Here is a 12,191-nt window from a genome sequence, read left to right on the forward strand (position 1 = left end):
GTGAGCTTCAGCGCAACGTAGGGACTTTTGCCCGCCATCGCCAATGCGTGGGCTTGTTTGTCCATATACTCTGTAATACAGAGTTCTCTGATTGAGGTTGATGGCGACCTGGTTGGAGGCTGACCGATGATCCCGCAGTTGACGTTGGCAAGTTTCGTCCATTCCGCGGCAGGCGCGGTCCATGCCGTCGTGGCGATGCTGTGCATCGGTGTCGGGCTGATCCAGTTCCTGCGTCCAAAACGCGGCGCAGGTCACCGGGCGCGCGGCTACTTCTACGTCTATGCCATGCTGGTCGCCGACGGGACCGCGATGCTGGTCTACAGGTTCACCGGCGCCTTCAACCTGTTCCATGTCGCTGCGATCGTGAACTTCGCCTGCATCGTGGCGGCGATTATTCCGCTGCTGCGCAGCCCGCGCCCGGCGAACTGGCGACTGACCCACTACTATTTCATCTCATGGTCCTATGTGTCACTGATGTCGGCGGCGGCAACGGAAATCGTGGTGCGTCTGCTGCCGCTGACGACGCGCGGGCAGGTCGGGCTGGTGGCATTGGTGCTGTCGATCATGACCATGACGATCGCCTATGTTCTGATCGGCAAATATCGTCCGCCGGCGGAAGCACCGCCGGTGTCCGGCAAGCTGGCCGAGCAAAGCGGGGCGTCGATATGATCGACACCGCACAGGCCAGCGCGGCGATGGACGACATAAACGACGTCGTCCGGCGCGTCCGCCAATCGCAGATCTATCAGACGGCGAGCCTCATCATCACGATATGGGGCGTGTTGGTGTTCGCGGCCTACATCGCCAACCATTTCTGGCCCCGTCAGGGTTACACGATCTGGACCGCGACCGACCTCGGCGGCCTCGTCATCAGCACCGCGGTGGGCTTCGTCATCAATCTCCGCTCTGGAAATGGAGCCTTTCCGATCCGTTCGTTGATCTCTTTCCTGCTGATCGGTGCATTCGGCGTCTTCTCCTCAATCGTGCTCGGTCATTTTGGCCCGCGCCAGATGATCGTGTTCTGGACGCTCTACGGCATGCTGTTCTACGCGATGGCCGGCGTGTGGTTCGGTTATGCGTTCATCGTGATCGCGGCCTGCACGAGCGCCTTGACGCTGATCGGCTACTACTGCATCGGACCGGCGTTCCTGCTGTGGATGGCGGTTGTGCACGGCGGCGGCCTTGTGCTCGGCGGCCTCTGGATGCGCCGGATCTGAGGCGATGGCGGAACTCGACGAGATCATCCATCAGCCGCTGCGGCTGCGGATCATGGCGGCGCTCAATGCGCTGCCGGTTGCGACCGGGCTCGAATTCGCCCGGCTGAAGAAGCTGACGGACGCCACCGACGGCAATCTCGGCGCCCATATCGAGACGCTGGCCAGGGCCGGCTATGTATCGGTCGACAAGGCCTTCGTCGGCAAGAAGCCCCGGACCACCGTGACCGCGACCGCGGCAGGCCGCGGCGCCTTCGCCCGCCATGTCGCGACCTTGCAGGAGATCATCGCTGGCAAGCAGCCGTGAGGCCGGAATGACGGGGGAATCGGCCTCGTCGCCCCTTGCAAGCCGGCCGGGATTCGTGCGACCGACACAGTTGTTGCACCCTTTTGAGCCTGTGTCTCATGAACATCCTCCTGCTCGGTTCCGGCGGCCGCGAACATGCGCTGGCGTGGAAGATCGCCGCATCTCCGCTGGTGACCAAACTCTGGTGCGCGCCGGGCAACGCCGGGATCGCGCGCGAGGCCGAATGCGTCGCGCTCGATGTCGCCGACCATGCCGCGGTGATCGAGTTCTGCCGGCGCAACGCGGTCGATCTGGTGGTGGTCGGTCCGGAGACGCCGCTCGCCGCCGGCATCGTCGACGACCTCGCCGCCGTCGGCATCAAGGCGTTCGGGCCGAGCAGGCAGGCCGCGCAGCTCGAGGGCTCCAAGGGGTTTACGAAGGACCTCTGCAGCGAGTTCAACATTCCGACCGGCGCCTATCGCCGCTTCGACAATGCCAAGGACGCGGTGGCCTATGTCCGCGCCCAGGGCGCGCCGATCGTGGTCAAGGCCGACGGGCTCGCCGCCGGCAAGGGCGTCGTGGTGGCGCAGACCTTGCTCGAGGCGGAAGCCGCTGTCGCGATGATGTTCGAGGGCGCGTTCGGCTCGGCCGGCGCCGAGGTCGTGATCGAGGAATTCCTCTCGGGCCGCGAGATCAGCTTCTTCGCGCTGTGCGACGGTGAGACCGCGATCCCGCTGGCATCCGCGCAGGACCACAAGCGCGTGTTCGATCACGACAAGGGGCCGAACACCGGCGGCATGGGCGCCTATTCGCCGACGCCGTTCGTGACGCCTGAGGTGCACGACCAGATCATGGCGCGGATCGTCCTGCCGACGGTTGCGGGGATGAAGCGCCGCGGCACGCCGTTCAAGGGCGTGCTTTATGCCGGCGTGATGCTGACCGCGCAGGGCTCAAAGCTGTTCGAATACAATGTCCGCTTCGGCGATCCCGAGTGTCAGGTGCTGATGCTGCGGATGATGTCGGACATCGTGCCGGCACTGCTCGCCTCAATCGACGGGCAATTGAGGAACTTCGATCTGCGCTGGTATCCGGACCCGGCGCTGACGGTGGTAATGGCGGCCAAGGGCTATCCCGGCGACTACATCAAGGGCACGCGGATCGATGGCCTCGATGACGGCGCCAATGTCGACGGCGTCGAGATATTCCACGCCGGCACCGTGGCGAAGGACGGCGCAATCCTTGCCAACGGCGGTCGGGTGCTGAACGTCTGCGCGATAGGCAAGACCGTCACCGAGGCGCGCGACCGCGCCTATCAGGCCGTCGATCGCATCAAATGGCCGGAGGGATTCTGCCGCCGAGACATCGCCTGGCAGGCGGTGGAGCAGGAAAAGGGCTAGCGCGCTACGTCATTGCGAGGAGCTCGCGACAAGGTTGCACAGCAATTTTGCGCTGAAGCGACGAAGCAATCCACTTCTCCGGTTGCCGCGAGATGAATTGCTTCGCTTCGCTCGCAATGACGCTTACAGCAAATCCCCACCCGCCGCGCTCGCGGTGGTGCCGTGCTCGCGGAACGCCTTGATGACGTTCTTGCCGATCTTCCACTTGTGCACCTCGTCGGGACCGTCGACCAGCCGCTGCGAGCGCACCTGCGTGTACCATTTGGCCAGCGGCGTATCCTGGCTGAAGCCGAGCGCGCCGTGGAGCTGGATCGCGGTGTCGATCACCTTGTGCACCATGTGGGCGTGGAAGATCTTGGCGATCGAGTTCTCCTGGCGGATGTCGAGGCCCTTCTCCGCCTTGTAGGCGATGTGCAGCAGCATCAGCCGGCCGATATAGAGCTCGCTCGCGCAATCGGCGAGCATGAACTGCACCGCCTGGCGGTCGGCCAGCAACTGGCCGAAGGTCGAGCGCTTGGTGACGTGGGCGGCCGCCATGTCGAGCGCGCGCTGCGCCTTGGCGACGTTGTGCATGCCGTGGCGCAGCCGGCCATAGGCGAGGCGGTGCTGGCCCATGTTGAAGCCGTTGCCTTCGCCGCCGAGCAGATTGTCGGCGGGCACCTTGAGATCCTTGATCTCGATCTCGGAGTGGCCGCCGTGGATCACGTCGTCATGCGGGCCCTCGATCGCCATGTTGGCGACGTTGCGCTTGATGCGGTAGCCGGGGTTTGGCAGCTCGACGATGAAGGTCGAATACTGCTTGTGGCGCGGTGCGTTCGGATCGGTCTTCGCCATGACAAGCGCGAGGTCGGCGACGCTCGCCGACGAGGAGAACCATTTCTCGCCGTTGAGGATGTAGTTCTCGTTGCCGTCCTTGACGGCGGTGGTCTGCATGCCGGTAGCGTCGGCGCCGGCGGCCTTCTCGGTCATCGAGAAGCAGATCCGCTTCTCGCCGTTCAGCAGGGGCTTGAGGAATTTCTCCTTCTGGTACTCGGTGCCGTGCGCCAGGATCGTCATCATCGAGGCATCGTCCGGCCCCTGCGTGTTCATCGAGAGCGCGCCGAGCATGCTCTCGCCGAGCTCCATCTGCACCAGCGCATTGGCGAGCGGGCCGAGGCCCATACCTCCATACTCCTTCGGCACGAAGGGGCACCACAGGCCCTGCGCGCGGGCCTTCTTCCGCAACGGTCCCAGCACCTCGGCAAGCGGCTTGGTGTCGAGTTCCTTTTCCGCCGGGATGCACTCGTCGTGCACGAATTTGCGGACCTTCTCGCGGATCGCCTTGGCTTCGGCCGGAATCTCGAAATCGATCGACATGGCACTTCCTCGTTTCGTGTTGTTGTTGGTTGGGCTGGAGGATGGCATAAACCTCGCCTGAGCCAGCGGCAACGCCGAACAAAGTTTGAAGCACGGCGCACGCGACCCGGGGGAGCCACCGATGCCTGATCTCGCTGATCTTTTTCCCGGCTATGAGTCGAAATGGATCAACACCTCGCAGGGGCGCATCTTCGCCCGCGTCGGCGGCAAGGGGCCGCCGCTGCTGTTGCTGCACGGCTTCTCCTCGACCCATGTGATGTGGCACACCGTCGCGCCGAAGCTTGACGACAAGTTCACGCTGATCATCGCCGACCTGCCGGGCTACGGCTGGTCCGACATGCCCGACAGCGACAAGGACCATATGCCGTACACCAAGCGGGCCTGGGCGAAGACCATGGTCGAGGCGATGGAGCAGCTCGGCCATGTCCATTTCGCGCTCGCCGGTCACGACCGCGGCGGCCGGGTCTCGTACCGGCTCGCGCTCGACCATCCCGGCCGGCTGTCGAAGCTCGCGGTGCTCGATATCGCGCCGACCTATGATTACTGGCAGAAGCTCAATCGCCTTTCGGCGCTGAAGATCTACCACTGGGCGTTCCTGGCGCAGCCCTATCCGCTGCCGGAGACGCTGATCTCCAACAATGGCGAATTCTTCCTCAAGGAGAAGATGGCGAGCCAGACCAGGACCAAGACGCTGGACGCCATCGATCCGCGCGCGCTCGCGCATTACCTTGCGCCGTTCCGCGATCCCGCCCGCATCCACGCGATGTGCGAGGACTACCGCGCCGGCGCCTATGCCGATTACGAGATCGACAAGGCCGACGTCTACGCCGGCAACAAGATCACGATCCCGATGTTGGCGTTGTGGGGCGATGCCGGCGTTGCCAGCGCGGCAACCACGCCGCTCGACACCTGGAAGAACTGGGCGACCAATGTCAGCGGCGCGCCGGTCGCGTCGGGGCATTTTCTGCCCGAGGAGGCTCCGGACGCGACGGCGAAGCTGCTGCGCGAGTTTTTCCTGGCAGGGTAGTCAACACGCTGCACCTCAGGGTGACGGGTCTATCTTTCGTGTTTCTACCGCCGCTCCCTGAAGAACTCGCGCAGGAGGCGCGCGGACTCGGTCTCGCCGACTGCGCCGTAGACCTCCGGGACGTGGTGGCAGGTCGGCTGCGCGAAGAACCGCACGCCTGACTCGACCGCGCCGCCCTTGGGGTCGGCGGCGCCGTAGTACAGCCGGCGGATGCGGGCCAAGGAGATCGCGCCGGCGCACATGGTGCAGGGTTCCAGCGTCACGTAGAGGTCGCAATCGACCAGCCGCTCGGTGCCGATGGCCTCGGCGGCCTGCCGGATCGCCAGGACTTCGGCATGGGCGGTCGGATCGCGATCGGTGAGGGTGCGATTGCTGGCGGTGGCGATGATCTCGTAACCACGGACAATCACGCATCCGATCGGAACTTCGCCGGCTTTTCCGGCGTTTTCGGCCGTTTTCAGCGCCAAATCCATGAAAGAAGGGGCTGACATGCCTCGTATCATCGGAAGAAACCTGCTAGTAGCTTCGCCTTCAGCAAAAGTGGATGCCGGTTTTGCGTCAAATGCGCTGCCAACAGGGCGCGTACGCCCGGCTGCCCTTGCACCCCAATTGAACGTCCAGCGAGATTATTCATGCCCCGCGACAGCGACAAAAACAACGATTCCCGCGGCCGGCGTGATCGGCCCGGCGGTGGCAAGGGCCGCTCCGGCGCCGCCCGCGGGCCGGACAAGAAATTTGCCAAGCGCGGCTTTGGCGACAAGAAGTTTGCCGGCAAGGGCGATGGCGAGAAGCGGCCCTATCGCGGCGATCGCGAGGACCGTCCGCCGCGCCGCGAGTTCGGCGACAAGCCGAGGTTCAACCGCGATGACGCCCGTGGCGATCGGCCATTCCGCGATCGTCCAGCCCGAGACGGCGATGGCGAGAAGCGCACGTTCAAGCCGCGCGGCGACCGGCCGAGATTTGATCGCGGCGGGGATGGCGAAAAACGTTCGTTCAAGCCGCGCGAAGACCGCGGCGGCGAAAAGCGTCCCTACGCGCCCCGCGGCGACCGTCCGAACTATAATCGCGACGACCGCGCGCCGCGGCGTGATCGCGATGACGCCCGCCCGGCAGGGCGGTTTTCTGATCGGAAATTCGGCGACCGGAAGCCTTACGCGCCGCGCGAGCGTGACGGCGAGAAGCGGCCCTATACGCCGCGTGGCGAGCGATCGTTCGGCGACCGTCCTTCGCGCGATGGCGGCCGGCCGGCACGGAAATTCGGCGGCGACAGCAAGTTCAAGCGCGGTGCGGCGGATCGCGGCCCGCGCAAGGACTTTGGCGACCGGCCGCCGCGCGGCGAATCCAAGCCGTGGCAGAAGCGCGAAGGCGGTTCCGATCGTCCGGAGCGTGGTTCGCGTCCGTTCCGCGACGGCCCGCGCAACTTCGACAAGCCGCGTTACGACAGGCCGCGCGACGATCGCGGCGGCGGAGAGCGGCCACGGTTCTCGCGTTCCCGTGACGATCGCGAGCAGGGCGATCGCAACGAGCGGCCGAAGTTCAGCCGGCCGCGCTGGCAAGGAGACGAGGCTGGTGGCGACAATCGCCGGCGCGAGCGCCCCGAAGGCCGCACCGACTGGCAGGAGCATCCGCGCAGCGAAGGCCGTTTCGGTGATCGGCCGCGCCGCGAGAACGAGGACGACAGCAAGGTCTTTGCCAAGCGCCCGGCCTTCGGCGGCCGCGGTGCCTATCGCGAACGCTCCTACGATGACCGCCGCGAGCGTCCCGAGCCGAAGCCGAAGAAGGCGGGCGAGCGCATCGCCAAGGTGCTGGCGCGCGCCGGCCTCGCGTCGCGCCGCGATGCCGAGGAGATCGTCACCCAGGGCCGCGTCACGGTCAACGGACGCGTGATCAACTCGCCGGCGCTCGATATCACCGAGAACGATCTCGTGGCGGTCGACGGCAAGCCGTTGCCGCCGCGCGAGCGGACGCGGCTGTTCATGTATCACAAGCCGCGCGGGTTGATGACGACGCATGCCGACCCCGAGGGACGGCCAACCGTGTTCGACAATCTGCCCGAGGGTCTGCCGCGGCTGATCTCGATCGGTCGGCTCGATTTCAACACCGAGGGCCTGCTGCTGCTGACCAATGACGGCGGGCTGGCGCGGACGCTGGAGCATCCCGACACCGGTTGGCTGCGCCGCTACCGCGTGCGTGCGCATGGCGAGGTGACGCAGGGCCAGCTCGACCAGCTCAAGGACGGCGTCGAGGTCGACGGCGTCAAATACGGACCGATCGACGCGACGCTGGAGCGCGACCAGAGCGCCAACGTCTGGGTGGTGTTCGCGATCCGCGAGGGCAAGAACCGCGAGGTGCGCAACGTGATGGCGCATCTCGGGCTCGAGGTGAACCGGCTGATCCGGATCTCCTACGGCCCGTTCCAGCTCGGCGAGCTCGAGGAGGGTAAGGTCGAGGAAGTCAAGACGCGGGTGCTGCGCGAGCAGCTCGGCGAGAAGATCGCCAAGGTCGCAGGTGCGGACTTCACGCGGCCGGAGCAGCGCGAAGCTGACGGCGGCGACGATGCGCCCGCCAGGAAGCCGAAGCCCAGCAAGCGCGAGACGATCAACGACCGCAAGGGCCGCCGCGTGCTGGTGCAGCGCACCGGCAGCGAGGAAGCCCGCGCCCGCAACGAGGACGAGGCCAACGGCTACGGCCCGCCGCGCCGTCCCAAGCGCGGCTATCACGGCAAGCGCGATCTCACGCCGAAGGACGAGTAACGGTCAATGCGCGTCGTCGGGGGCAGGCTGAAGGGCCGCAATCTCGCTTCGCCGTCGGGCCGCGACATCCGTCCGACCGCGGACCGCCTGCGCGAATCCGTGTTCAACATCCTGATCCACGCCTACGACAATCCGATTGAGGACGCGCGCGTGCTGGATCTGTTTGCCGGCACCGGTGCGCTCGGCATCGAGGCGGTGTCGCGCGGCGCGAAGTTCTCGCTGTTCGTCGACAACGGCGCCGAGGCGCGAGCGCTGCTGCGCAACAATGTCGAGTCGCTCGGCCTTGGCGGGACGACCAAGGTCTATCGTCGCGATGCGACCGACCTCGGACCGGCGCATCCGGTCGAGCCGTTCTCGCTGGTGTTCCTCGATCCGCCCTACGGCAAGGGTCTCGCCGACAAGGCGCTCGCCTCGCTGCGCGACGGCGGCTGGCTGACGCCGGGCGCGCTGCTCGTCGTCGAGGAGGCCAAGGCCGCGGCGTTCGCGGCGCCCGAAGGGTTCGAGGAACTCGAGCGGCGCGCCTATGACGACACCGAGTTCGTGTTCCTTCGCGAAAAAGTGTAGGGGCGCATCGGCGCCGGCGTCATCCGCTGACTTTATGATGGTTACGCCTTCTCCACCCCCAGACTGATTCATCACCGTTTGCGGAGCGCGAACCATGGCCGACACTCTTGCCGGGCTGGCCGGTCAGCTGGAGACGCGTGTCAAGGCGTTGCGCGGTACCGGTGATGACGCAGCGCTGCTTGCGGCCGTGCGCGATGCCGCCGACCTTATCGAGCGCGGTTGTGGCGCGCAGGATCGTGACGAGCGCGAAGCGCTCAAGATGGTTCAGCGCTGGACGTTCAACGCGGCGGCCGATTGCTGGCCGGGCTGGGGCGTTTCCGACAAGCCGATCAGCCCCGACAATCTGCTGGCCGCGCGCGAACTTGCAGAACGATCGCTCGGGATGGTGCGTACCCTGGAGCTCGGACCGTTGCGCGAAGCAACGGGCGTCTGGATGGTGGGGGCGTTCGACCTGGCGCTTGGCCGGTACGACGAAGCCTCGCAGCTCTTCCGCGAGGCGCGGGAGCAATATGTTGCCGCGAATGCGCCGGGCCTCGTGCTGCTAGTCGACGGCTATGCCGCGATCGTCCGGCAGGTCGGCAAGCAGGTAGCCGATGGCGATGATCTCGATCAGGTGTGCAAGCGGATCGCGGCACGCGGGTTCGAGGACGGCGACAAATGGATTGCGCAGTTGCGCACCGCGTTGCAGGTCTTCGCGCGCAAGGATTCGTAGGATGCCCTGATCTGTCGTCCCTACGAACGCAGGGACCCATAACCACGAAAGTGTGTTGTGAAAGCACGCTGGGGCCCCAGCCTTTGTCAACGGAGGCATTCGTGGTTATGGGTCCCGGGTCGCGCGGAGCCTGTCATCGGGCGGCGCTTTGCGCCGACCCGTTGGCTTGCCCGGGACGAGGGCGATAGAGACTACCGCCGCCCGAACAGCTTCTCGATATCGCTCAGCTTCAATTCGACATAGGTCGGGCGGCCGTGGTTGCACTGGCCGGAGTTCGGCGTGTCTTCCATCTCGCGGAGCAGCGCGTTCATCTCTTCCGGCTTGAGGCGTCTCCCGGCGCGGACCGAGCCGTGGCAGGCCATGGTGGCGGCGACATGCATCAGCCGGCGCTCCAGCGGCAGCGCCTCGTCCCACTCGGCCATATGTTCGGCGAGGTCGCGCAGCAGCCCGGCCGCATTGGCCTTGCCGAGCAGCGAGGGGGTCTCGCGCACCGCGACCGCGCCGGGACCGAAGGACTCGATCGCGAGCCCGAACGATGCCAGCTCCTCGGCGCGATCGAGCAGCTTTTCGACAGTCGCCTCATCGAGCTCGACGATCTCCGGGATCAAGAGGATCTGCCGCTGCACGCCGTTCTTCGCCAGCGAGGCCTTCAGTCTCTCGTAGACGATGCGCTCGTGCGCCGCGTGCTGGTCCACCACGATCAGGCCGTCGCGGGTCTGCGAGACGATGTAGGTCTCGTGGATCTGGGTGCGCGCAGCGCCGAGTGGCCGGTCGAGCAGATCGGGCGCGGGCGCGGCCTCGAAGCGGACATCGGCGGTCGGGGTGCCGACATCGAAGGCGGCCTGTCCGGGCTCGGCGAAGGCGGGCGCCGCCGCGCCCTCGAACGCGCGCAGCGGATTGACCGGATATGACGGCGAGCTGCGCCAGTCCCAATTGCTCGGGCGCGGCGGCGTGAAGGCGGGGCGGAATGCCTGTAACGTCGCGCCGTCGGCGGTGTTGGCCGCGGTGCGTCTGCCCTCGCGCGCAAGCCCATCCTTCAAGGCGTGTACGATCAGCGCGCGCACCAGGCCGGCGTTGCGGAAGCGCACTTCGGTCTTGGCCGGATGCACGTTGGCGTCGACCTCCTGCGGGTCGCAGGTCACGAACAGCGCCACCACGGGATGGCGGTCGCGCGGCAGATAGTCGGAATAGGCCGCGCGCACGGCGCCGAGGATCAGCTTGTCGCGCACCGGGCGGCCGTTGACGAACAGATATTGCCCCAGTGCATTGGCGCGGGTCAGCGACGGCGCAGCGGCAAAGCCTTCGACCACCACGCCCTCGCGCTCGGCGCGCACCTCGATCGCGCTGGCGCGGAAGTCCGCGCCCAGAATATCGCCGAGCCGCGTCAGCCGGCCGGCCGCGCCGGGCAGCGCGGCGGCCCAGGTGACCGGCGCGCGCTCTTCGCCGGCCAGCGTGAAGGCGATATCGGGGCGCGCCATGCCGAGGCGCCGCACCACCTCGCGGATCGCCTCCGCCTCGGTGCGGTCGGTCTTGAGGAATTTCAGCCTTGCCGGCGTTGCGTAGAAGAGTTCGTTGACCTCGACGCGGGTGCCCTGGCCGAGCGCAGCCGGCATGACCTCCGACTTCTCGCCGCCCTCGACCGACAGCGACCAGGCATGCGGCTCGCTGGGATGGCGCGTGGTGATGCCGAGCTTCGCCACCGCGCCGATCGACGGCAGCGCTTCGCCGCGGAACCCGAGCGTGCGGATGCGCAAGAGGTCCTCGTTGTCGAGCTTGGAGGTGGCGTGGCGATCGACCGCAAGCGTGAGGTCGGTGCGCGTCATGCCGCCGCCGTCGTCGGTGATGCCGATCCGGCGCCGCCCGCCGCCATCGGTGAATACGTCGATCCGGCTCGCGCCGGCGTCGATCGCGTTCTCGACCAGTTCCTTGACGACGCTCGCAGGACGTTCGACCACTTCGCCGGCGGCGATGCGGTTGACGAGCTGTTCTGGAAGCTGGCGGACGGGCATGGATTGCGCGATCGGATAGGGATTCGAGGTTCGGCGGCATTGTAGTCGGCTCGCCTGTCAAATGCATGGGCTGGCCCGCGAATGGCTGCCTTTAGCTGGGGATGGAGCCGGCCTATCGCCTTGAAGACACTCACCTTCGCGTGTGGACCGGCTACGCCCTTCGTGGCGATTGTGACGCCGCACGCGCGGGTATATCGTTTAGAAAAAATATAATCTGATCGGGAGGATAGCCATGTGCCATTTGTTCTCGCACCAGCCGCAGCGCAACTATGAATCGCAGACCCGGTCGCTGCGGATCGGCGGTCATTGCACCTCGATCCGGCTGGAGATGTCGTTCTGGGACACGCTGGAGGAGATTGCCGCCAAGGAGGGGATGAGCGTTGCCAAGTTCCTCACCACCTTACATAACGAAGTGCTCGACCATCACGGCGAGGTGAACAATTTCGCGTCGCTATTGCGCTGCTCCTGCCTGATCTACCGCGCCAAGGCGAATGCGCCGGCGGTGGTTCCGGACTATCGCCCCGGGGCGGCAATTATGGACGCCGCGGAATAGGCCTCACTTGAATATTCTCCCATCGCCCTCGGCGGCAGTGCCAGAACTCATCACCATTTTGGGCCGCCTGGTGGTCTTGCTGCGTGAAGATGAGTGGGGCTCGCATTGGGCGGATTGGATGGAAATATCTCGCCGCGAAATTGCTGGCGGCGATTTTCACGGCATTGAGCGGCTCTTGAGTGCTTATGGCGGGATGGGGTCTTTCAATGATCTGGTTTTATCATCATCAAACGATGAGCTAGATCGGCTTCGAACGCGAGCGGGGGCGCTGGCGATCTTGATCAGGAACAACGCCGATATCGCCGGCTCCTAGCTTGGTC

The 12,191-nt window shown here is 65.9% G+C and carries 13 protein-coding genes; 10 read left to right on the top strand and 3 right to left on the bottom strand.

Annotated elements, in window-relative coordinates:
* The first annotated feature begins 126 nt into the window (after positions 1 to 126).
* The 4 genes from HAP47_RS08975 to purD all read left to right on the top strand — a co-directional run bounded on the left by HAP47_RS08975 (position 127) and on the right by purD (position 2,897).
* The gene (locus tag HAP47_RS08975) at positions 127 to 669 is read left to right on the top strand and encodes a DUF2306 domain-containing protein (protein ID WP_173638559.1); all 543 of its coding nucleotides are present in this window, start codon (positions 127 to 129) and stop codon (positions 667 to 669) included.
* Entirely contained in the window at positions 666 to 1,217 is a 552-nt protein-coding gene (locus HAP47_RS08980; protein WP_173638558.1) for a hypothetical protein, read from the top strand. The genes HAP47_RS08975 and HAP47_RS08980 overlap by 4 nt, the downstream gene beginning before the upstream one ends.
* Positions 1,218 to 1,221: 4 nt before the next feature.
* A complete protein-coding gene (locus tag HAP47_RS08985; protein ID WP_173638557.1) occupies positions 1,222 to 1,521 on the top strand; it encodes a winged helix-turn-helix domain-containing protein in 300 nt (99 codons plus the stop codon).
* Positions 1,522 to 1,619: 98 nt separating this feature from the next.
* Positions 1,620 to 2,897: a phosphoribosylamine--glycine ligase gene (purD, locus tag HAP47_RS08990; RefSeq protein WP_173638556.1), complete on the top strand. Its 1,278-nt coding sequence runs from the start codon at positions 1,620 to 1,622 to the stop codon at positions 2,895 to 2,897.
* A 123-nt stretch (positions 2,898 to 3,020) separates the two neighbouring features.
* Here purD and HAP47_RS08995 read toward each other — a convergent pair whose 3' ends face one another.
* Positions 3,021 to 4,253, bottom strand: coding sequence for an acyl-CoA dehydrogenase family protein (locus HAP47_RS08995; RefSeq protein ID WP_038388024.1), 1,233 nt, complete (start codon positions 4,251 to 4,253; stop codon positions 3,021 to 3,023).
* Between the two features lie 121 nt (positions 4,254 to 4,374).
* On the opposite strand from HAP47_RS08995, the gene HAP47_RS09000 reads away from it, so the two are divergent.
* A complete protein-coding gene (locus HAP47_RS09000) occupies positions 4,375 to 5,280 on the top strand; it encodes an alpha/beta fold hydrolase (RefSeq protein WP_173638555.1) in 906 nt (301 codons plus the stop codon).
* Between the two features lie 44 nt (positions 5,281 to 5,324).
* Here the strand turns inward: HAP47_RS09000 and HAP47_RS09005 are convergent, their stop codons facing one another.
* Positions 5,325 to 5,783 (bottom strand): nucleoside deaminase, encoded by a 459-nt coding sequence (locus tag HAP47_RS09005; RefSeq protein WP_173638554.1) that lies wholly within the window; start codon positions 5,781 to 5,783, stop codon positions 5,325 to 5,327.
* Between the two features lie 129 nt (positions 5,784 to 5,912).
* On the opposite strand from HAP47_RS09005, the gene HAP47_RS09010 reads away from it, so the two are divergent.
* From HAP47_RS09010 to HAP47_RS09020, 3 genes are all read left to right on the top strand, one after another.
* On the top strand, positions 5,913 to 8,033 hold the full coding sequence (locus tag HAP47_RS09010) for a pseudouridine synthase (RefSeq protein ID WP_173638553.1): 2,121 nt from the start codon (positions 5,913 to 5,915) through the stop codon (positions 8,031 to 8,033).
* Between the two features lie 6 nt (positions 8,034 to 8,039).
* Positions 8,040 to 8,597, top strand: coding sequence for a 16S rRNA (guanine(966)-N(2))-methyltransferase RsmD (gene rsmD / locus HAP47_RS09015; protein ID WP_173638552.1), 558 nt, complete (start codon positions 8,040 to 8,042; stop codon positions 8,595 to 8,597).
* Positions 8,598 to 8,691: 94 nt separating this feature from the next.
* A complete protein-coding gene (locus HAP47_RS09020; protein WP_173638551.1) occupies positions 8,692 to 9,309 on the top strand; it encodes a hypothetical protein in 618 nt (205 codons plus the stop codon).
* 191 nt (positions 9,310 to 9,500) lie between these two features.
* On the opposite strand, the gene mutL is transcribed toward HAP47_RS09020, so the two are convergent.
* Positions 9,501 to 11,318, bottom strand: coding sequence for a DNA mismatch repair endonuclease MutL (gene mutL, locus HAP47_RS09025; protein WP_173638550.1), 1,818 nt, complete (start codon positions 11,316 to 11,318; stop codon positions 9,501 to 9,503).
* Between the two features lie 232 nt (positions 11,319 to 11,550).
* On the opposite strand from mutL, the gene HAP47_RS09030 reads away from it, so the two are divergent.
* Positions 11,551 to 11,871, top strand: coding sequence for a ribbon-helix-helix domain-containing protein (locus tag HAP47_RS09030; RefSeq protein WP_173638549.1), 321 nt, complete (start codon positions 11,551 to 11,553; stop codon positions 11,869 to 11,871).
* A gap of 7 nt (positions 11,872 to 11,878) precedes the next feature.
* Complete coding sequence (locus tag HAP47_RS09035; protein ID WP_173638548.1) at positions 11,879 to 12,184, top strand: DUF6966 domain-containing protein; 306 nt, start codon at positions 11,879 to 11,881, stop codon at positions 12,182 to 12,184.
* The last annotated feature ends 7 nt before the right edge of the window (positions 12,185 to 12,191 follow it).

Source organism: Bradyrhizobium sp. 41S5, from assembly GCF_011516665.3.
In the GTDB taxonomy this organism is placed as follows: domain Bacteria; phylum Pseudomonadota; class Alphaproteobacteria; order Rhizobiales; family Xanthobacteraceae; genus Bradyrhizobium; species Bradyrhizobium quebecense.